Source organism: Sphingobium sp. DN12 (genome assembly GCF_051058005.1).
GTDB classification, from domain to species: Bacteria; Pseudomonadota; Alphaproteobacteria; order Sphingomonadales; family Sphingomonadaceae; genus Sphingobium; species Sphingobium yanoikuyae.
In genome coordinates this window covers 2,085,015-2,105,161 of the sequence record NZ_CP173717.1, presented here as the reverse complement: position 1 = coordinate 2,105,161, position 20,147 = coordinate 2,085,015, and the positions used below count along the sequence as shown (strand labels likewise).

General features: G+C 66.5%; 16 protein-coding genes. 14 read left to right on the top strand and 2 right to left on the bottom strand.

Annotated features, from left to right (window positions below; translation table 11 throughout):
* Positions 1–3: 3 nt before the first annotated feature.
* The 13 genes from ACI6S0_RS09880 to ACI6S0_RS09820 all read left to right on the top strand — a co-directional run bounded on the left by ACI6S0_RS09880 (position 4) and on the right by ACI6S0_RS09820 (position 16,016).
* Positions 4–852 carry an XrtA system polysaccharide deacetylase gene (locus ACI6S0_RS09880; protein WP_434405692.1) on the top strand — a complete coding sequence of 283 codons (849 nt, stop codon included), beginning with the start codon at positions 4–6 and terminating at the stop codon, positions 850–852.
* Positions 849–1,919 carry a FemAB family XrtA/PEP-CTERM system-associated protein gene (locus ACI6S0_RS09875; RefSeq protein WP_434405691.1) on the top strand — a complete coding sequence of 357 codons (1,071 nt, stop codon included), beginning with the start codon at positions 849–851 and terminating at the stop codon, positions 1,917–1,919. The genes ACI6S0_RS09880 and ACI6S0_RS09875 overlap by 4 nt, the downstream gene beginning before the upstream one ends.
* Positions 1,920–1,980: 61 nt before the next feature.
* Complete coding sequence (locus ACI6S0_RS09870) at positions 1,981–3,054, top strand: FemAB family XrtA/PEP-CTERM system-associated protein (protein WP_375187670.1); 1,074 nt, start codon at positions 1,981–1,983, stop codon at positions 3,052–3,054.
* Positions 3,051–4,280 (top strand): TIGR03087 family PEP-CTERM/XrtA system glycosyltransferase, encoded by a 1,230-nt coding sequence (locus ACI6S0_RS09865; RefSeq protein ID WP_434405690.1) that lies wholly within the window; start codon positions 3,051–3,053, stop codon positions 4,278–4,280. Before ACI6S0_RS09870 ends, ACI6S0_RS09865 begins: the two co-directional genes overlap by 4 nt.
* Positions 4,277–5,812 carry an exosortase A gene (gene xrtA / locus ACI6S0_RS09860; RefSeq protein WP_434405689.1) on the top strand — a complete coding sequence of 512 codons (1,536 nt, stop codon included), beginning with the start codon at positions 4,277–4,279 and terminating at the stop codon, positions 5,810–5,812. The genes ACI6S0_RS09865 and xrtA overlap by 4 nt, the downstream gene beginning before the upstream one ends.
* 10 nt (positions 5,813–5,822) lie before the next feature.
* A complete protein-coding gene (locus ACI6S0_RS09855; protein ID WP_434405688.1) occupies positions 5,823–7,718 on the top strand; it encodes an XrtA/PEP-CTERM system amidotransferase in 1,896 nt (631 codons plus the stop codon).
* Positions 7,719–7,761: 43 nt separating this feature from the next.
* Entirely contained in the window at positions 7,762–9,132 is a 1,371-nt protein-coding gene (locus tag ACI6S0_RS09850) for a sugar transferase (protein WP_434405687.1), read from the top strand.
* A gap of 2 nt (positions 9,133–9,134) precedes the next feature.
* Positions 9,135–10,268, top strand: a complete 1,134-nt coding sequence (locus tag ACI6S0_RS09845; protein WP_434405686.1) for a glycosyltransferase family 2 protein — start codon at positions 9,135–9,137, stop codon at positions 10,266–10,268.
* Between the two features lie 76 nt (positions 10,269–10,344).
* Positions 10,345–11,097, top strand: a complete 753-nt coding sequence (locus ACI6S0_RS09840; protein WP_434405685.1) for a class I SAM-dependent methyltransferase — start codon at positions 10,345–10,347, stop codon at positions 11,095–11,097.
* A gap of 14 nt (positions 11,098–11,111) precedes the next feature.
* Positions 11,112–12,395, top strand: a complete 1,284-nt coding sequence (locus ACI6S0_RS09835; protein ID WP_434405921.1) for a hypothetical protein — start codon at positions 11,112–11,114, stop codon at positions 12,393–12,395.
* Entirely contained in the window at positions 12,392–13,531 is a 1,140-nt protein-coding gene (locus tag ACI6S0_RS09830; protein WP_434405684.1) for a glycosyltransferase family 4 protein, read from the top strand. Before ACI6S0_RS09835 ends, ACI6S0_RS09830 begins: the two co-directional genes overlap by 4 nt.
* On the top strand, positions 13,528–14,274 hold the full coding sequence (locus ACI6S0_RS09825) for an FkbM family methyltransferase (RefSeq protein WP_072893037.1): 747 nt from the start codon (positions 13,528–13,530) through the stop codon (positions 14,272–14,274). Before ACI6S0_RS09830 ends, ACI6S0_RS09825 begins: the two co-directional genes overlap by 4 nt.
* Positions 14,274–16,016, top strand: coding sequence for an MFS transporter (locus ACI6S0_RS09820; protein WP_434405683.1), 1,743 nt, complete (start codon positions 14,274–14,276; stop codon positions 16,014–16,016). The genes ACI6S0_RS09825 and ACI6S0_RS09820 overlap by 1 nt, the downstream gene beginning before the upstream one ends.
* Positions 16,017–16,117: 101 nt before the next feature.
* Here ACI6S0_RS09820 and ACI6S0_RS09815 read toward each other — a convergent pair whose 3' ends face one another.
* Together ACI6S0_RS09815 and ACI6S0_RS09810 are read right to left on the bottom strand one after the other, a co-directional pair.
* On the bottom strand, positions 16,118–17,806 hold the full coding sequence (locus ACI6S0_RS09815) for an amidohydrolase (protein ID WP_434405920.1): 1,689 nt from the start codon (positions 17,804–17,806) through the stop codon (positions 16,118–16,120).
* Between the two features lie 8 nt (positions 17,807–17,814).
* Complete coding sequence (locus tag ACI6S0_RS09810; protein WP_010339958.1) at positions 17,815–18,684, bottom strand: NAD(P)-dependent oxidoreductase; 870 nt, start codon at positions 18,682–18,684, stop codon at positions 17,815–17,817.
* A 97-nt stretch (positions 18,685–18,781) separates the two neighbouring features.
* Between ACI6S0_RS09810 and ACI6S0_RS09805 the strand changes: the two genes are divergently transcribed.
* Positions 18,782–20,029 (top strand): threonine ammonia-lyase, encoded by a 1,248-nt coding sequence (locus ACI6S0_RS09805; protein WP_434405682.1) that lies wholly within the window; start codon positions 18,782–18,784, stop codon positions 20,027–20,029.
* Positions 20,030–20,147 lie beyond the last annotated feature (118 nt).

Sequence of the window (20,147 nt, the reverse complement as noted above, 5' to 3'; positions counted from 1 at the left end):
ATCATGATGCACAATGCCCTGTCCGTCGATGTCGAGGACTGGTTCCAGGTCGGCGCCTTCGAGCGGACGATCGACCGTTCCGATTGGGAGGGGCTGACGCATCGCGTCGAACGCAACACCGATGCGGTGCTGGACCTGTTCGCGCAGGCTGGTGTCACCGCGACCTTCTTCACGCTGGGCTGGGTCGCCGAACGCTATCCCGCTTTGATGCGCCGCATTGCTGAGGCCGGGCATGAAGTCGCCAGCCATGGCTATGACCATGCCCGCGTCTTCACCTTCACCCCCGAACAGTTTCGCGCCGACCTACGCAAGTCCCGTGTGATCCTGGAGGATGCCAGCGGGCAGAAGGTGTCGGGCTATCGCGCGCCCAGCTTCTCGATCGATCCGCGCACGCCCTGGGCGCATCCGATCCTGGCGGAGGAAGGCTATGCCTATTCCAGCAGCGTCGCGCCGATCCGGCACGACCATTATGGCTGGCCCGATTCGCCCCGCTTCGCCTGGAAGCCGGTGGCCGGATCGGATCTGCTCGAACTGCCGGTGACCACGGCGAAGCTTGGCCAGCGCACGCTGGCGGCCGGCGGCGGGGGCTTTTTCCGCCTGCTGCCCTATGGCTTTTCGCGCTGGGCGATCCGCCAGGTGAACGGGCAGGCGCAGCGGCCGGCCATCATCTATTTCCACCCCTGGGAAATCGACCCGGATCAGCCGCGCGTCGCCGGTGCGCCACTGCGCTCGCGGGTGCGCCACTATACCAATTTGTCCGTCATGGCCGCCAAGCTGCGCCGCCTGACCCAGGATTTCGCCTGGACCCGCGTCGATGCGCTGGTCGCGCAGGAAGCGGCGCGCGCCGCATGATCGCGGGCAATCGGGCCGATCTGGCGATCACCACGCTGGACCTCAATGATCCGGCGCAGGCGCAGGCGGCCGATGCCTATGTGCTGGCCCATGGCGCCAGCACGCCCTTTCATCGCCCGGCCTGGCTGATCGCAATCGAGCGGGCGACCGCGAACCGGGCGCTGATGCTCGCGGCGGTCGCGCCCTCGGGCCAGATTTGCGGCCTGCTGCCGCTCCAGCATGTGCGCAGTCGCCTGTTCGGTCAGGCGCTGGTGTCCGCCGCCTTCGCCGTCGATGGTGGCATATTGGCCGATGATCCGGCCGTGATCGCCGCCCTGGCTGCTGCCGCCCAGCATGAGGCGCGGGCGCGCGGCGATGTGCCGGTCGAACTGCGCGGCGGTGTCGCACCGGGGGAGGGGTGGCGCGTCTGCGCGGGCGAGCATGTCGCCTTCGTCCGCCCGCTTGCCGCCGATGACGAGGCCGAACTGCTTGCCATCCCGCGCAAGCATCGCGCCGAACTGCGCAAGGCGCTCGCCAATCCGGCGCTGACCGTCGATCATGGCCGTTCGGCGGCGCATCTACGCGATCATTATCGCATCTATGCCGAATGCGTTCGTAACCTCGGCACCCCGGTCTTCCCCGCACGCCTCTTCCGCGAGATAATCGCCGCCTTTGGCGCGGATGCCGACATCAGCATCGTGCGCGATGGCGATCGCCCGGTCTCGGCCGTGCTGACCCTCTATCATGGCGACCGGGTCATGCCCTTCTGGGGCGGTGGCGGCGCCGATGCGCGCCGGCTGCGTTCCAACGAACTCATGTATTACCGGCTGATGGGCCATGGCCGCGCGCGCGGCGCCGGCCGGTTCGACTTTGGCCGGTCCAAGGTCGGCAGCGGCCAGGCCGCCTGGAAGAAAAGCTTCGGCTTCGATCCGCAGCCGCTTGTCTATTTCGACTGGTCGCCCACCGGCCAGTTGCGCGACGTCAGCCCGACCAGCGAAAAATATCAGCGGCGGATCGAACTGTGGAAGAAATTGCCGCTGCCGGTCGCCAATCTGCTGGGGCCGATGATCAGTCGGGGTCTTGGCTGATTACCATATATTCAGCCCTTTGGGCCTATGCCGGTGCCAGGGGTACTGAGGGAATGAGCAGATGAATGCGATTGTCGATCTGAGCGTCATCGTCGGAGAGGCGCGCCTGTCCGATCCGGCTGTCGTGGCGGAAATCGATGCCTGGGTCTGCGCCCAGCCGGGCTCGACGCCCTTTCATCGACCGGCCTGGATCATGGGTGTGGAGGCCGGCACCGGCCAGAAGGCGATCATGCTGGTCGCCCGCACGCCCTCGGGCGAGATCAACGGCGTGCTGCCGCTCACCCATATCCGTTCGGCCCTGTTCGGCAAGGCGCTCGTCGGCAGCGGTTTCGCGGTCGATGGCGGCATCCTCGCAACCCATCGCAAGGCGATCGCCAAGCTGGCCGATGCCGCCTGGTATCAGGCGGAAAGGCTGGGCTGCGACACGCTGGAACTGCGCGGTGGCGAAGCGCCCGGCGGCGCCTCATGGCAGAACAAGGCCGACGCCTATCTCGGTTTCTCCCGCGCGCTTGCCGCCGATGACGAGGCGGAACTGAAGGCGATCCCCAAGCGCCACCGCGCGGAAATCCGCAAGGGCCTCGGCAACGACCTCCAGTTCGAGACCGGCCGCGACCAGCGGCTGCGCGACATCCATTATCGCCTCTATTGCCAGAGCGTCCATAATCTCGGCACGCCGGTCTTCCCGCGCGCGTTGTTCGATGCCATCCTCGACCGGTTCGGGGCGGATGCGGACATCGCAATGGTATCGAAGGACGGCAAGCCCCTGTCGGCGGTCATCAGCCTCTATCATGGCGGCGCTTGCATGCCCTATTGGCATGGCGCCGGACTGGAGGCGCGGGCGATGCGCTCCAACGAAGTCCTCTATTTCACCCTGATGCGCCAGGCCCGCGAGCGCGGCCTCACCCATTTCGATTTTGGCCGCTCGAAGGTCGGCACCGGGCCCGCCGCCTGGAAGAAGACCTGGGGTTTCGAGGGCGATCCGCTCGGCTATCATCTGCGCACCGCGCCGGGCAAGGAGACGCGTGACGTTAACCCGCTCTCGCCGCAATATCGGCGCAAGGTGGAATTGTGGAAGAAACTGCCGCTGCCCGTCGCCAACCTCATCGGTCCGCATATCGCGCGGGGCCTTGGATGACGGGCGAGCTGCTTTTCCTCTGCCATCGTATCCCGTTCCCGCCCGACCGGGGCGACAAGATCCGGTCCTATCATCTGCTTCAGCGGCTGGCGCAGATGGCGCCGGTCCATGTCGGCTGCTTTGCCGATGATGATCGCGACATGGGCTTTGCGCCCGACATGGCGCAGTTGACGGCCAGCCAGTGCGTGCTGATGCGCGACCGTTCGCGCATCGTCGCCGGCCTGACCGGCCTGGCGCGTGGCCAGTCGCTGCTGGTGTCGCTGTTCGATCATCCGGGCCTGCATCGCTGGGTCGCGCAGGTCATGGCCGAACGGCCGATCCGCGCCGTCATTGCCTATTCGGCGCAGATGGCGCATTTCGTGCCCATGCTGCCGGCGGGGGTGCGGTTCCTGATGGATTTCGTCGATTTCGATTCGGCCAAATATGCCGCTTATGGCGCACAGGGTTCCGGCCCGATGGGCTGGATCAACCGGCGCGAGGGCCGCGTGCTGCTCGATTTCGAGCGCAAGGTCGCGGCCCGCGCCGACATCTGCAGCTTCGTCAGCGAAGCCGAAGCGGCGATGTTTCGCGATGCCTGCGGCCTTGGCCCCGACCGGATCGTCGCGCTCGAAAATGGCGTGGCGCTCGACTATTTCGACCCGTCGGCCGATTTCCCGGCCGTCGATAAGGGGGCAGGGCCGCTGATCGTCTTCACCGGCCAGATGGACTATCGCCCCAATGTCGAGGCGGTCGAGAGTTTCGCGCGCCAGACGCTGCCCGCCATCCAGTCCGCACGCCCCGACGCGCGCTTCGCCATCGTCGGTCGCAACCCGTCGAAGCCGGTGCAGGCGCTTGCCGATCTTCCCGGCGTCATCGTCACTGGCGGCGTTCCCGATGTGCGCGGCTGGCTGGCCGCCGCCGATCTGGTGGTGGCCCCGCTGCGCATCGCGCGCGGCATCCAGAACAAGGTGCTGGAAGCCATGGCGATGGCCCGTCCGGTCGTCGCCTCGCCCCAGGCCGCCGAAGGCATTGATGCGGTCGATGGCCGCGATTTCCTGGTCGCGGATGACCCGGCGGCCGAAGCCGAGACGATCCTGTCGCTGCTCGCCGATCCGGCGCGAGGGGCACAACTCGGCCTTGCCGCCCGTCGCCGTGTCGAGGACCGCTATCGCTGGTCGGCGACGCTGGGGGGGCTGCCCGACCTGCTGCTCGGCGCGTCGGGCAAGGCCGATCCGCAGGCCGCATGACCGATCGCGCCCGTTCCCTTGCCGACATGCCGCGCATCGGCCTTGCCGGCTGGCGTGGTCATCTGACCGCGCTGGGCGTGGTGGCCGCCGCCATACTGACGCTCTTCTTCGATGATCTCTATTCGATGGTCTCGATCTGGTGGAATGCCTCCACCTTCGGCCATTGCCTCTTCATCCCGATCCTCATCGCCTGGCTGGTGCAGCAGCGTCTGCCCGGCTTGCGCCAGCTGGAGCCGGTCGCCTGGCCGCCGGGCCTGATCTGGCTGGGCCTTGGCGCCTTCGCCTGGCTGCTCGGCGCGGCGGCGGGCGTCGCGATGGTCCGCCATGGCGCGCTGGTCCTGATGCTCCAGGGCGCGGTGATCGCGCTGCTCGGGCCGATGGTGGCGCGCGCCTTGCTCTTCCCGCTCTTCTACGCCTTCTTCATGGTCCCCTTCGGTGAGGAGATCGTGCCGCATCTCCAGCTGGTGACGGCGCATCTCTCGATGATGTTCCTGACGCTGGCCGGCGTGCCCGCCCATATGGAGGGCATCTTCATCACCACCCCGACCGGCTATTTCGAGGTGGCGGAGGCCTGTTCGGGCGCCAAGTTCCTGATCGCCATGACCGCCTATGGCGCGCTGGTCTGCAATGTCTGCTTCCAGAGCTGGCCGCGCCGCATCCTGTTCATGGCGGGGGCGCTCACCTTGTCGGTGCTGGCCAATGGCGTGCGCGCCTTCGCCACCATATTGGTCGCCCATCTGACCACGGTCGATGCCGCCGTCGGTTTCGACCATGTCGTCTATGGCTGGGTGTTCTTCGCGATCATCATGATCATCGTGATGGCGACCGCTTGGCCATTCTTCGATCGCAAGCCCGGCGACCCCTGGTTCGATCCCGTGCCGCTGCAGCGTCCCGTCCGGCGGCAGGCGCCCGCCGGCATGATGGCGGCCATCGCGCTCGGCATCATCGTCGCCGCGCCGCTCTGGCTGGCGGCCACCGCCGCCACTGCCCGTCCGCTGCCATCGCGCATCGATCTGCCGGCGGTGCCGGGCTGGACCCGGACCAGTGCTGCCCAGGCCTATCCCTGGAAACCGCGCTTCGATGGCGCCGATCATTTCATCTCTGGCCGCTATACCAACGCGCACGGACAGGTCGTGGACCTCGTCGTTGCCGCCTTTGACCGGCAGGAGGACAAGCGCGAACTGGTCGGTTTCGGCCAGGGCGCGGTCGATCCCGACAAGGAATGGACCTGGTCCTCGCCCGCACCGGCACCCGCCGACGCACGCGGCGAGCAGATCACCGGTCCCGGCCCGCTCGTCCGCCATGTCGTCAGCTTCTATGTGGTGGGGCAGGGCGCGCCGACCGGCAGCAAGCCGGAGGTGAAGATCCAGACCATGCTCGCCCGGCTGCTCGGCCGCGATCCGCGCTCGGTCGCGATCCTCGTCTCCGCCGAAGAACATCCCGGCCATCCCTCCGACGCGGCGATCGCCGCCTTCCTGCGCGATCTGGGCAATGTGAAGGAATTGGCTGACCGCAGCGCGGGCATAGGCTAGGACCGTAACAATGTGCGGAATTGCGGGCATCTTCCATCTCGAAACGGCCAAGCCGGTCGATCCTGTGCGGGTGCGCGCCATGCTGGACGTGATGCCGCATCGCGGCCCGGACGGCAGCGGCATCTGGACCGCGCCGGGCGTGGGCCTCGGGCATCTGCGCCTGTCGATCATCGATCTTGGCGGTGGCGCCCAGCCGATGCTGACCGAGGATGAAAGCCTGGTCGTCACCTTCAACGGCGAAATCTACAATTTCGCCGAGGTCCGCGCCGAACTGGAAGCAAAGGGCCATGTCTTCCGCACCGACAGCGATACCGAAGTCATCCTGCACGGCTATCGCCAATGGGGCGAGGAGTGCGTCAGCCGCTTCAACGGCATGTTTGCCTTCGCCCTGTTCGATGCGCGCGCCCAGTCGCTCTGGCTGGTGCGCGACCGGCTGGGGGTGAAGCCGCTCCATTATGCCCTGTTGTCGGACGGCAGCCTGATCTTCGGATCGGAATTGAAAAGCCTGCTCGCGCACCCCTTGCTTCGCCGCGCGCCGGACCTGAGCGCGGTCGAGGATTATCTGGCCTATGGCTATGTCCCCGACGATGCCTGCATGGTCGCGGGCGTGCGCAAGCTGGGCGCGGGCGAGACGCTGCGTCTGGTGCGCGGTCGTCCGCTGCCCCATCCGCAACGCTATTGGGACATCAGCTTTGCCGATCGCAGCAAGGCGAGGCCCGAGGCGCTGGAGGAGGAACTGGTCGCGCTGATGCGTCAGGCGGTGCGCTCGCGCATGGTGTCCGACGTGCCGCTCGGCGCCTTCCTGTCCGGCGGTGTCGACAGCAGCAGCGTGGTCGCGCTGATGGCGGAGGCGTCGAACCAGGCGGTCAAGACCTGCACCATCGGCTTCGACGTCGCCAGCCTGGACGAAACCGCCTATGCCGACCGGATCGCGCGGCGCTTCGCCACCGATCACCGTACGCGCATCGTATCACCCGATGATTATGGATTGGCCGACACGCTGGCCTTCCATTTCGACGAGCCCTTTGCCGATGCCTCCGCGCTGCCCACCTACCGGGTCTGCGAACTGGCGCGCGAACAGGTGACGGTGGCCCTGTCCGGCGATGGCGCGGACGAGGCGTTCGCCGGCTATCGCCGCCACCGTTTCCAGATGCAGGGGGAAAGGCTGCGTGGCCTGATCCCCGCTTCGGTGCGCGAACCCTTGTTCGGCACGCTCGGCCGCTATTATCCCAAGGCCGATTGGGCGCCACGCCCGCTGCGCGCCAAATCGACCTTCCTCGAACTGGCCGGCGACGGCGGGGAAGCCTATGCCGCCTCGGTCGGGGTCACGCCCCATGCGCTGCGTCAGCGTCTCTTCAGCCAGGACATGAAGAGCCGGCTGGGCGCCTATCGCGCCGAGGATCGCTATATCAAGGCGATGGCCAATGCCCCGGCGCGCGATCCGCTCGATCGCGCCCAATATGCCGATATCCGCATCTGGCTGCCCGGCGACATCCTGACCAAGAGCGACCGGATGAGCATGGCCGTCAGCCTGGAGGCGCGCGAACCGCTGCTCGACCATCGGCTGGTCGAATTTGCCGCGCGCCTGCCGGTCGCCCAACGCATTCGCGGCAATAGCGGCAAGTACCTCATGAAGAAGGCGATGGAGCCCTTCCTGCCGCAGGACATTCTTTATCGCCCGAAAATGGGCTTCGTGACGCCGATCAGCGCCTGGTTCCGCGGCGCGCTGGCGGGCGAGGCGACTGCCGTCGCGGGCGGCTCTGCGCTGGCCCGCACCGGCTGGTTCGACACGAAGATGCTGGCCAAGGTCGCGGCCGACCACAAGGCCGGCGTGGCCGACCATGGCCGGCTGCTATGGCAAATGGTGATGCTCGACAAGGCGCTCGGCCGGCTGTTCGGCGCGTGATCCCCTTGCAACCGGCCCCGCCCGGTGCCAACGGGACAGCATAATGATCATGCAGGGCGCCTCATTGACTGTCTCGAAGGAAATTGTGCGGCTGCGCCTTTATGCGCTGTGCCTGGCCGGCGACATGGCGGGGCTGTTCATCGCCTTCCTCCTCGCCAACTGGCTGGTCGTCGGCGCCTTCCTGGGCGAGCCGGGCAAGCCCCATGGCCTGGTGATGTTCTCGATGGTCGCGCCGCTCTATGCGATCCTCGCGGTGCAGGGCGGTGCCTATGGCATCAACACGCTGGATCGGGTGCGGCGCGGCATCTTCCGCGCCCTGTTGGCGCTGGCGCAGGCGGCGCTGCTGATGCTGCTGATCGTCTATCTGGGCAAGATCGCCGAACAGCTGTCCCGTCTGACCTTCCTCACCGGCCTGCTGCTGGGCTCGGCGACGCTGGCGCTGGTGCGCCTGGCGGTTGCGCGCCTGGCGGTTCGCCTGCTGGGCGATGTCCCGCACCTCACCGCCGTCATCATGGACGGGGTCGCGATCGAGACCGGCGCCCATATGGAGGTGATCCAGGCGGACGCCGCCAATCTCCATCCCGAACGCCATGATGCCGACATGGCCGCACGCCTGGCCGCTGCGGTCGGCATGGCGGAGCGGGTGATCGTCGCCTGTCCGCTCGAACGGATGGACGACTGGTCGGCCGCGCTCAAGTCGCTCTCGGCGCGGGGCGAGATCGTCGTCCCCGAACTGCTGCGCTTCGCCCCCGCGCGCGTCGATGAGTTTGACGGCCAGCCGACGATCATCGTCGCCGGCGGCCCGCTGCAATTCCGTGATCGCCTGATCAAGCGGCTGTTCGACATCCTCGTCGCCACCATCGCCACCATCGCGCTGTCGCCGGTCCTGTTCGGCGCCGCGCTGGCGGTGAAGCTGACCAGCCCCGGCCCGATCCTCTTCCGCCAGCCGCGCATCGGCAAGGACGGGCGGCCCTTTTCCATCTACAAGTTCCGCTCGATGCGGACCGAGGCGAGCGACCACAAGGCCGCGACCTTGACCAGGCGCGACGATGATCGCGTGACCCGCGTCGGCGCCTTCCTGCGCAAGACCAGCATCGATGAACTGCCCCAGCTCTTCAACGTGCTGAACGGCGACATGAGTGTCGTCGGCCCGCGCCCCCACGCCGCAGCCGCCAAGGCGGGCGACAGCCTCTATTGGGAGGTCGACGCCCGCTATTGGGAACGGCATTGCATCAAGCCGGGCATGACCGGCCTTGCCCAGGTGCGCGGCCATCGCGGCGCGACCGATCATCATCAGGATCTGATCGACCGACTCCAGTCGGACCTGGAATATGTCAGCGACTGGTCGATCTGGCGTGATCTGCGCATCATCGTCGCGACGCTGGGTGTTCTGGTGCATCACAAGGCCTATTGATCATGATCGACCTTCTGCTTGTCCTTGTCCTGCTGCTTTCGCTTGTCGCGGTCGCCTGGCCTTTCTTCTTCTATCCGCTGATTCTGCGCCTGTTGCCGACCCGTGCGGAAGCGCCGGCCGATGGCCCGCTGCCCAGCGCCTCACTGCTTTTCTGCGCCTATAATGAGGCTGCCTCGATGCCGGACAAGCTCGCCAATCTGGCGATGCTGAAGGATCGGCATCCTACCCTCGAAATCCTGGCCTTCGATGATGGATCGTCTGACGGCACCGCCGGGTTGATCGCGGCGCAGGGGGGCGGCGGATTTATCACCCTGTTGCAGGGCCCCGGACGCAGCGGCAAGGCGCATGGCATGAAATTGCTTGCTGCCCGTGCGCGCGGCGATGTGCTGATCTTCACCGACGCCAATGTGCTGCTGGATGCCGACGCGATCGACAATCTGCTCGCTCGCTATGCCGATCCCGATATTGGCGGCGTGCTTGGATCGCTCCATTATCTGGGGCAGGGGGACAGCGCGACCGCGGCCGTCGGTTCGCTCTACTGGCGGATCGAGGAGAAGCTGAAGGACGAGGAGTCGCGCACCGGCAATGTGCTGGGGGCCGACGGCTCGATCTTCTCGATCCGTCGCTCCCTCTATCCGGAATTTCCCGATAGCGTGCTCGACGACCTCACCGTCTCCATGGCGGTGGTCTTTGCCGGCAAGCGGCTGGTCAAGGCGAAGGATGTGATCGCGCGCGAGCGGCTGGTGACCGGGCGCGGGGACGAGTATCGGCGCAAGGTGCGGATCGCCGCCCGCGCCTGGCACACGCACAGCCATTTGCGCCCGCAACTGCGCCGCATGGCGGCGATCGACCGGTTCAAATATGCCTCGCGCAAGATCGTCCGTTGGTTCGGCGGCCTGTTCATCCTGATTGGCGCGCTCGCTGCGCTGGTGCTGGCGTTGCGCTTGTCGATCCTGCTCGCCATGCTGGGGGTGATCGCGGTGACGGCCCTTTTCCGCATCGGCGGACGGGCCCGCAGCGGCCCGCTGGCAACACTGATGGATATATTGATCGCCTATGCCGCAACCCTGAAGGGCGTGGTCAAGGCCATGCGCGGCCGCACCGTCACGATCTGGAATCCGGCCCAGTCGCGATAATCTTTCGCGCTGATCCCCCTCGCCAAAGCCGCGCCATATTGTATAGGCCGGAAGCTGATACCGAGCGGAGAATGGCGTGATTACTGTCCAGCGGGTGGCCAAGGCCGCCGGCAAGCATCTGACCAAATTGGGTCTCGACCTGCGCAAGGCACTGGGCGCGCGCGCCAATCGTGGCTGCCCGGCCTGCGGCACGACGGTCGTCGGCTTCTTCCGCTATGGCGACAATGGCGAATGGGGCTGCCCCAATTGCAACGCCTCGCCGCGCGAGCGGCTGATGAACTATCTCATCATGAAGGGCGTGTTGACCGTGCCGACCGACGGCGCGATCCTGCACATGGCCCCCAATGAGGGGAGCCTGGTGAAGCGCTTTTCTGAAGCCGCCGACTATGTCCCGGCCGATCTCGATCCCGCGCGCTACACCGTGTCCGGCATGCACAAGGTCGACCTGATGGCGCTGTCCGACACCGATCGCTACGACCTGTTCTACGCCAGCCATGTGATGGAGCATGTGCCCGACGACATGGCCGTGCTGCGCAATATCCTGCGCGCGCTCAAGCCCGGCGGCGAAGCCTGGCTGATCGTGCCGCTGTGGGACAAGCCGACCGAGGATGGCAGCTTCGACATCCCGCCGCGCGAGCGCGAACGGCGCTTCGGCCAGTGGGACCATGTGCGCCAGTACGGCCTCGACTTCGCCGATCGCATCCGCGCCGCCGGCTTCGATCTGGAGGAAATCGACGCGCGCGACATCGACGCCGACACGCGCCATTTCTATGCGCTCGATGATCGGCTGTTCCGCGCGCGTAAGCCGCTGGGAACAGCGACGCAGTGAGCATGCTCGCGCGGATGGAGGCATCCGCCCGCATCCTCGCGCTGGTTAAGCTCGCCAATGTCGGGCTGGTGATGATCTGGGGCTTTGCCGTCACCTTCGTCTTCGTGCGGGTGCTGCCGCTGGCGGAGTTCCAGGCCTTCCTGCTGCTCGTCGCCTTCGGCAATTTCACCATCTCGGCCGAATTCGGCCTCACCAGCATCATCTATGCGCGCCTGCGCCGCTTCTGGCTGGGCAGCGATGAGGCGGCGGCCGATGGCGGCTTCCGGCTGGAGGAAATGGGCGTCCTCTTCCTCTTCCTCGGGCTGCTGATCGCCGGCGCGGTCGCGATCCTGCTCGGCGCGCTGGCGCTGGGCGGGCTGCACACCGCCATGCCGATGCTGTTCCTGCTCTTCTTCCTCACCGCCTGCCTCAACCTGCCGGCTTTGCTTGCCAAGCGGGCGCTGGCGGCGATCGATGGCAATTTCCTGTGGGAAGGGCTGGACTGCGCCCGCCGCCTGGTGACGATCGGCCTGCTCGCGGCGATCCTCTTCGGGCTCGATCCGCGCCTGTCGGTCGCGTTGCAACTGGCCGTCAGTGTCGCGGTGATCGGCTACGCCATCGTCCATGTCCATCGCCGCCTCGGCATGAACCGAAATCACTGGTTCGCCTTCCGTGTCGGCGGTGGCCATGTGCGCCGCCATTATCTGCGCGACATCGGCGCGTCGGCAGCCTTCACCGTGTCGGATATCGTCGCCTATAACGCGCCCTATTTCACCATCGCCATGGCGACCAGCGATGCCCGGCCGATGCTGCTGTTCGACTTCTTCTTCAAGATGTCGCGCTCGCTCTCGATGCTGGTGCGCGCCATGGTGGAGGCGGCCCTGCCGCGCATCACCCGCGCCTATCATGCCGGCGAAAGCGCGCGGGTGCGCCAACTCCTGACCCGCGCGCTCGGCGCCGCGCTCTTCTTCGCGCTCGCCGGTTCGGCGCTGCTGATGCTGATCGGCGGATGGCTGTTCGACAAGCTGTTCGACGGCCGTGCCGCGATCGACCAGGCCGATCTTGGCCTCACCGCGCTGGCGCTGGTCGCGCTCTCGGTCATCTGCGTCTCGGTTTATGTCCAGGCCGCGCTCGGCCGCTTCGCCCATCTGCTCCAGCGCTCGCTGCCCTTCCTCGCCGGCTCCCTGCTCAGCGTCCCGCTCGCCGGCGTGTTCTGGCCCGACCGTTTCGATCTAGGCTTCCTCGGTCTCTATGCCCTGACCCTGATGCTGGCGGCTGGCCTCCATCTCGCCTCGCTGCGCCGGCTGGTGCGCGCATGAAGATTGCCATGCTCGATCCGTCGCTCTTCACCGGGCGCTATGATGACGGGCTGTGCGCCGGCCTGGCGCAGGCGGGCGCGGACGTGACCCTGCTCGGCCGGCCGATGCGCGCCACCGATGCGATCCTGCCGCAGGGCTATAGCTACGCGCCGCGCTTCTTCCGCCGCAGCGAGGCCCTGCGCGATCGGCTGGGGGAGGGGCGCGCCTTCCGTCTCGCCAAGGCGGCCGAATATGGCCTGACCTGCGCGCTCGGCAATCTCGACGCGATGACCGGCGCGGACGTGACCCATGTCCAGTGGCTGCCGCTGGCGCCGGCCGACCGGCTGATGCTTGATCGGCTCAAGGGCCGCACCGCGCTCGTCCACACCGTCCATAATGCCGATGCCTATCATGCTGACAGCGGCCTGCAGGGGCGCGGCTATCGCGCGCTGCTCGATCGGTTCGACGCGCTGATCGTCCATGGCGACACGACGCGCGCGGCGCTGGTCGGGCAGGGCGTCGATCCCGCACGCATCCATGTGACCCCGCACCCGCCGATGCGCCTCGCGCCCGCCACCCCGGCGGACCTCGCCGCCATCCCCGAACCCGCCGCGCCCCGCATCCTCTTCTTCGGCACGATCCGCCCATACAAGGGCGTCGACCTGCTGGTGGAGGCCTGCCTGTCGCTCTGGCGCGCGGGCCATCGCTTCGAACTGGTGCTGGCCGGCAAGCCCTTCATGGATGTCGCGCCGATCCTCGATCCGGTCCATGCCGCCGGCTTTGGCGATCGTCTCATCACCGATTTCGGCTTCCTCACCGAACCCCGGCTCGATGTGCACATGGCGAAAGCCGACCTGATGGTCTTTCCCTATCGCCATATCGATTCGAGCGGCGCCTTCCTGTCGGCGCTGCACCATGGCAAGGCGATGGTCACCTCCGATGCCGGCATGTTCGGCACCCTGCCGGACGGCGTCACCACGCGGGTTCCGGCCGGAAATGCGGCGGCGCTCGCCCAAGCCCTCTTGCCGCTGATCGAAAGCGCGGCCATCAGGCAGGCAGCGGGTGCGCGGGCGCGCGCCTATGGAGATATTATGGGCAATTGGAAGGACATGGCCTTGGCGACGATGGATATTTACCGCCAGGTGCTGCGCGCATGAGCCGCTATGTCCGCGAATTGTCCGACCGTGCATTGGCCCTGCGCCTTGCGCTGGCCGGCCGCGTCCACCAATATCCCGAAATCCAGGCGCTCAAGCGCTTCCTGTCCGCCTTCGCCATCGACTGCCTGTTCGACGTCGGCGCCAATCGCGGCCAATATGCGACCATGGCGCGCAAGGATGCGGGCTTTGCCGGCACCATCCTCTCCTTCGAGCCGAACCCGGACGTCTTCGCCGAACTGAGCAAGGCCGCCGCGTCGGACCGCAACTGGCATGTCTTCAACATGGCCCTGTCCGATTTCGACGGCACCGCCACCTTCAACATCATGGCCGCCGACCAGTTCAGCTCCTTGAAGGCCCCCTCGGGTGCGCAGGACGCGATCTTCGCCGATCGCAACAAGGTGACCAAGACGGTGGAGATGCAGTGCCGCCGGCTCGACAGCCTGCTGCCCGAACTGCGTGCCGCCCATGGCTTTGCCCGGCCCTTCCTCAAGATGGATACGCAGGGCCATGACCTGTCGGTCTGCGAAGGGGCGGGGAGCGTCATCGCCGACATGGCCGGCATCCAGACGGAACTGGGCGTGCGTCCCATCTATGAAGGCGGCACCGGCTATCGCGCGATGATCGACTGGCTGGAGGCGCGCGCCTTCGTCCCTTCCGCCTTCTTCGCCAATAACAAGGGCCATTTCCCGCTGCTGGTCGAAATGGACGGCATCTTCGTCAACAAGGCGCTGCTGGACAGCTGATGCCGAAGGGAATGCCCTTCGTCAGCGCGCGGCGCCTGTTCCTTGCCGGGGCGATCGGCCTTGCCCTGTGGCTGGGCGCGACCTTCCTGTGGCACGTGACCTGGCGTCAGGGTGTCAGCCTCGCCGTCATCCTGTTCCTGGATCAGGATTTCCCGGCGCTGATGATCGGCCTGTTCCTGCTGGCGCTGGCCGCCCCCTTTGCCGAGGGGATGGGCTTTCGCCTGCCGCAACCGCGCGCGCGCATCATCGTGCCGATCATCGTCCTGCTGGGGCTGGCCGCCTGGGCCGGCCATTATGCGCTGTTCCAGGATTATTCGGTCTCCCGCGATGAGGAGGTCGCGCGCTTTGCCGCTGCCTATATGCGCGAAGGCCTGTTCGCCCGGCCGATCCCGGTCGAATGGGAACCCTATCGCCGGGCGATCATGCCCGAATTCTTCTCGCCCTTCGGTGCCGCCGATTACTGGACCGCTGCCTATCTGCCGGTGAACAGCGCGATCCAGGCCCTGTTCTGGCAGATGGGCGACCCCAATCTCGCCGGCCCGGTCTTGCTGGTGATCGGCCTCTTCTCGCTGTGGCGGGTGGCGCTGCATCTCTTTCCCGACCGGCCCGATGCCGTCTGGGTGACGATGCTGCTCGGGCTATCCTCGGCCCAGCTCTGGGTCACGGCGATGACCCCCTATGCCATGACCGGCCATTTTGCATTGAACATGGTCTGGCTGGCGCTGGTGCTGCGCGGCGGCATTGCCGGCCATCTGTCTGCCGGCGTGGTCGCGCTGATCGCGGCGGGCCTGCACCAATGGCATTTCCCGCCCATCTTCATCGCCCCCTTCATCCTCTGGATGCTGCTGGCGCGGCGCTGGACCGTGGCCGCCTTCCATGCGCTGACGCTGGTAGCGATCGTCATCGTCTGGGCCAAGATATGGCCAGGCTTCTTGCTTCATGCGCTGGGCGCGCCGACCGACGTGCGCCCGTCCGCCGGCGTCGCCGACAAGGTGGGCAGTCTGTTCCAGCGTCTGGGCGACCGCTGGCAGCCGCTGGTCAATCTCAGCCGCTATGCCGCCTGGAACAACATATTGATGGTCCCGCTCGCGGGCCTGGGCGTGCTGGCGATGCGCTGGCGCGATGCGATCCATGGGCGGGAGATCGCCTTGCCGCTGGCGCTGGGTTGCCTTGCCGGGTGCCTGCTGGCGCTGGCGCAGGGCTATGGCTGGGGCTTTCGCTATGCCCATGGCTTTATCGGCCCTTTCTGCTTGCTCGGCGGCCTTGGTTGGGCGCGCTTCCGGCCACGGGGCGCGATGCGGCCGATCTTCATCGGCTTCGTGGTGACGCTGCTGACCGCCGGCTTCCTGGTTTGGCGCACCCATGTCTTCGTCGAGCCCTATGCCGCCAGCCACCGGATGATCGACGCCTCGCGCGCCGATGTCGTGCTGGTCGATCCGCGCGGCGGCCTCTACGTCACCGATCTGGTGCGTGGTCGCAACGGCGTGCCGGGCAAGCCGATGGTCATGAACCTTGGCATGCTGACGCTCGATCAGGTGGATGAGTTGTGCAAGACCTATGTGGTCGAGCTGTTCGACCGCGCCGAATTTCGCCCGCTCGGCGTGCCGCTGGCGCGCTGGAACCTCGGGCGCATGGACACGCTGCGCGCCCATATGAAGCTGGCCGGTTGCGATCGCCCGGTCCAGCCGCCGCTGCCCGAGACGATCGACGACGCCATGAACGCCGCCGACAACGCCTTCTAGATACCATGGCCGTCATCGCGAGCGAAGCGTGGCGATCCATGGATTGCTTCGCTACGCTCGCAATGACGCAATGCGTTAGCTTTAAGGGCAAGTGAGGGGCATCACTGCCCCTTCACATAGACCCGCTTGCCGTTGATCCAGGTTTCCAGCACCTGCGTGCCGCGAATGTCGGTTGGGCTGGCCGTCTCGATATTGCGGTCGATCAGCAGGAAGTCCGCCCGCTGCCCCGGCACCAGGCTGCCGAACTTCTTCTCGGCAAAGCCGGCAAAGGCCGCCTGCCGGGTAAAGCCGTCCAGCGCCGCCTCGAAGCTCACCTTCTGCTCGGGCGTCCAGCCGCCGGCCGGCTCGCCCTTCGCATCCTGGCGCGACATGGCGGCAGCGATACCGGGGAAGGGATTGGGGCTTTCGACCGGCACGTCGGAGCCGAACGCCAGCGGCACCTTATTGTCCAGCATCGCCTTCCAGGCATAGGCGCCCTTCAGCCGGGCCTCGCCCAGCCGCGCCGTCGCCATGCGCCAGTCCGACGTTTCATGCACCGGCTGCATCGACGCGATCGTGCCATAGCGGGCAAAGCGCGGCAGGTCGGCCGGATCGATGATCTGGGCATGTTCGACCCGCCAGCGCCGGTCGCCGCTATAGGTGTCCGACATTTCCTGTATCGCGTCGAGTATCTCGCCATTGGCGGCGTCGCCGATCGCATGGACCGCGACCTGGAAATTGTCCATCGCCGCCCGGCTCATGATGTTGCGCAACTGGGTCGACGGGATCATCGGCAGGCCGCGCTGGCCCGGCGCATCGCTATAATCCGCCTTCAGCCAGGCGCCGCGCGATCCCAGCGCGCCGTCCAGCAGCAGTTTGATCCCGCCCATGCGCAGATGATCGTCATACAGCCAGGGCGTGGGTTCCGGCCCGGCGATCAGCACCATATTGTCGAGGCCATAGGCATAGGACATGATCCGCACGCGCAGCGCGCCGCGGTCGGCCGACCGGCGGAAGGCCTGCCAATCCTCGATGCTGGTGCCCATGTCGGCAATGCCGGTGATGCCCACCGCCAGCAGCGCGCGCTGCGCCTTTTCCAGCGCATTGTCGCGATCCTTGGGGGCAGGGGCGGGCACGACCTTCTGGATCAGATCCATCGCCTTGTCGACGAAGACGCCTGCCGGCTTGCCCGCCGCCATCTCGATCCGCCCACCGGCCGGCGCCTTGGTCGTGGCGCTGACGCCGGCCGCGCGGATCGCGGCGCTGTTGGCCCAGCCCGCATGGCCGTCGATCCGCTCCAGCCAGACCGGAATATCGCCCACGGCCGCATCCAGTTCGGCCGCTGTCGGGAACCGGCCCAGTCCCCATGTCTCCTGGTTCCAGCCGGTGCCGATGATCCATTTGCGGCCGGTATTTTCCTGCGCATAGGCGCGGATCTTCGCCTGCGCTTCGGCCAGCGATTTCGTGTCGGACAGGTCCAGCGTGATCAGTGACAGGCCAAGCCCCATGACATGGCCATGCGCGTCGATCAGGCCGGGGATCAGCGTCTTGCCGCCCGCGTCCAGCTTGAAGCTCGGGCCTTTCGGCCGCTCGGGCCAGGGCTGGCCGCGCTTGGGCTTCTTGGGCTTGTACTCGGGCTCCTGATAGCGGCCCTGGATCAGTTTCTCGACCTTGCCCTCATCGTCGATCATCAGCGCGCCGAAATGGACGATCTTGCCATCCGGTCCGATGGCGATGCCGTTCACATTGTCGATCACGCCCGATGCATAAGCGGGCATGGGCAGTGCAAGCGCGGCGATCGCCGCCAGCATCATCTTCCTCATGCGCGGGTGATCCGCCGCACCAGCGCGCTGGTATCCTGCCGATGGCCGCCCATCGCCTGCACGTCGGCATAATATTGATCGACCATCGCTGTCACCGGCAGGGTCGCGCCATTGGCCCGCGCTTCCTCCAGCGCCAGCCCCAGATCCTTGCGCATCCAGTCCACCGCAAATCCGAAATCGAAACTGTCCTGCGCCATCGTCTTCCATCTATTGTCCATCTGCCAGCTTTGCGCTGCGCCCCCCGAAATCGCCTCGAACACCTTGTCCAGGTCCAGTTCCGCCGCCTGGGCAAAGCGCATCGCTTCGGCCAGGCCCTGCAGAACGCCGCCGATGCAGATCTGGTTCACCATCTTCGTCGTCTGGCCCGCGCCGGCCTTGCCGACATGGACGATGCGCGCGGCATAGGCCTGCATCACGATCGTCGCGGCCGCCACTGCCGGGGCGGACCCGCCGCACATGATCGACAGCCGGCCATTTTCGGCGCCAGCCTGACCGCCCGACACCGGCGCATCGACGCAGTGCAGGCCCAGGCTCTCGCCCTCGACGGACAATTGCCGGGCGATCCGCGCCGACACGGTCGTATGGTCGATGAACAGGCCGCCCGGCTTCATCGTGCGGAACGCGCCTTCGCGCCCCAGCGTGATCTGGCTCAGGTCATCGTCGGTGCCGACGCAGCTGATGACGATGTCTGCCTCCTCGGCGGCCTTGGCCGGGCTGATCGCGACTTCGCCGCCATAGGCCTCGGCCCAGCTCTTGGCCTTGCCGATCGATCGATTGTAGACGGTCAGATGATGCCCCGCCTTGGCCAGATGCCCCGCGATCGGGCCGCCCATGACCCCCAGGCCGATAAACGCGATATTAGCCATAAGCCTCGTACATTTCGTGCGTGCAACCAAGCCATAGGGCCAGTTTTCGGCAAGTGCCAGTTTCTTCACCGGCAATTTTGCGTTAGGGCGCTGCGCCATGAACACGCTGAGCAAGATAGAGGGCGCCCTGCCGCTGCCCGTCACCGTCGATGACATCCTTGCGGCCCGGACACGTATTTCCGGGTCGATCGTCAAGACGCCGACGCTCATTAGCCAGACCTTCTCGCAAATGGTTGGCTGCAACGTCTATCTGAAGTTCGAAAATCTCCAGTTCACCGCCGCCTACAAGGAACGCGGCGCGCTCAATCGTCTGCTGCAACTTGATGAAGCGGCCAAGGCCAAGGGCGTGATCGGCGCCTCGGCCGGCAACCATGCGCAGGGCCTTGCCTATCATGGCAAGCGCCTTGGCGTGCCCGTCACCATCGTCATGCCCACCACCACGCCGATCGTGAAGGTCACCCAGACCCAGGGCCATGGCGCCACCGTCGTCCAATATGGCGAGAAGTTCGATGACGCCTATGCCCATGCCCGCAAGCTGGAGGTGGAGCAGGGCCTGACCTTCATCCATCCGTTCGACGAGCCCGACATCATTGCCGGCCAGGGCACGGTCGGTCTGGAAATGCTGGAGGATGCGCCGCAGATCGACACGCTGATCATACCGATCGGCGGCGGCGGCCTCTTCTCGGGCATCGCCACCGCGGCGCGCGCGATGAAGCCCGACATCCGCCTGATCGGCGTCCAGGCGGAGCTGTATCCGTCGATGTATGATTTCATCAAGGGCGCGGACCTTGCCTGCGACGGCGACACGCTGGCCGAGGGGATCGCCGTGAAGCAGCCGGGCGAACTCACCCGCCGCTTCGTCGAGCGTCTGGCCGACGATGTGCTGCTGGTCACCGAACGCCGACTGGAGGAAGCGGTAAGCCTGCTGCTCCAGATCGAGAAGACGGTGGTGGAGGGCGCCGGCGCGGCCGGCCTGGCCGCGCTGCTCAGCTATCGCGAGCAGTTTGCCGGTCGCAATGTCGGCCTGATCCTGACCGGCGGCAATATCGACACCCGCCTGCTCGCCAATGTGCTGCTGCGCGATCTCGCCCGTTCGGGACGTCTCGCCCGCCTGCGTATCATCCTGCAGGATCGGCCCGGCGCGCTGTTCCATGTCGCCCGCATCTTCGATCAGGAGGCGGTCAACATCCTGGAGCTGTCGCACCAGCGCATCTTCACCAATCTGCCGGCCAAGGGGCTCAGCCTCGACGTCGAGTGCGAGACCCGCGATGGCGCCCATCTCCAGCGGCTGATCACGGCGCTGGGCGCGGCGGGTTATGAGGTCGCGCCGATCGAGGTTGCCTGATTTTGGGACATGCTTAACCATCGGTAAAAATTTCGTGGTAAATGACCTTTTCATGGTTGGGCCGGGACGGCATAGTCCGACCATGAAAAGGCAAATTCGCATGACTGAATCGGGGGGA

Bases quoted from the DNA above. Each gene is read 5' to 3' on its own strand.
- ACI6S0_RS09855 (WP_434405688.1), top strand. From the start codon at position 5,823: ATGTGCGGAATTGCGGGCATCTTCCATCTCGAAACGGCCAAGCCGGTC.
- xrtA (WP_434405689.1), top strand. From the start codon at position 4,277: ATGACCGATCGCGCCCGTTCCCTTGCCGACATGCCGCGCATCGGCCTT.
- ACI6S0_RS09880 (WP_434405692.1), top strand. From the start codon at position 4: ATGATGCACAATGCCCTGTCCGTCGATGTCGAGGACTGGTTCCAGGTC.
- ACI6S0_RS09835 (WP_434405921.1), top strand. From the start codon at position 11,112: ATGGAGGCATCCGCCCGCATCCTCGCGCTGGTTAAGCTCGCCAATGTC.
- ACI6S0_RS09845 (WP_434405686.1), top strand. From the start codon at position 9,135: ATGATCGACCTTCTGCTTGTCCTTGTCCTGCTGCTTTCGCTTGTCGCG.
- ACI6S0_RS09875 (WP_434405691.1), top strand. From the start codon at position 849: ATGATCGCGGGCAATCGGGCCGATCTGGCGATCACCACGCTGGACCTC.
- ACI6S0_RS09865 (WP_434405690.1), top strand. From the start codon at position 3,051: ATGACGGGCGAGCTGCTTTTCCTCTGCCATCGTATCCCGTTCCCGCCC.
- ACI6S0_RS09825 (WP_072893037.1), top strand. From the start codon at position 13,528: ATGAGCCGCTATGTCCGCGAATTGTCCGACCGTGCATTGGCCCTGCGC.
- ACI6S0_RS09830 (WP_434405684.1), top strand. From the start codon at position 12,392: ATGAAGATTGCCATGCTCGATCCGTCGCTCTTCACCGGGCGCTATGAT.
- ACI6S0_RS09815 (WP_434405920.1), bottom strand. From the start codon at position 17,806: ATGCTGGCGGCGATCGCCGCGCTTGCACTGCCCATGCCCGCTTATGCA.
- ACI6S0_RS09870 (WP_375187670.1), top strand. From the start codon at position 1,981: ATGAATGCGATTGTCGATCTGAGCGTCATCGTCGGAGAGGCGCGCCTG.
- ACI6S0_RS09820 (WP_434405683.1), top strand. From the start codon at position 14,274: ATGCCGAAGGGAATGCCCTTCGTCAGCGCGCGGCGCCTGTTCCTTGCC.
- ACI6S0_RS09805 (WP_434405682.1), top strand. From the start codon at position 18,782: ATGAACACGCTGAGCAAGATAGAGGGCGCCCTGCCGCTGCCCGTCACC.
- ACI6S0_RS09810 (WP_010339958.1), bottom strand. From the start codon at position 18,684: ATGGCTAATATCGCGTTTATCGGCCTGGGGGTCATGGGCGGCCCGATC.
- ACI6S0_RS09850 (WP_434405687.1), top strand. From the start codon at position 7,762: ATGATCATGCAGGGCGCCTCATTGACTGTCTCGAAGGAAATTGTGCGG.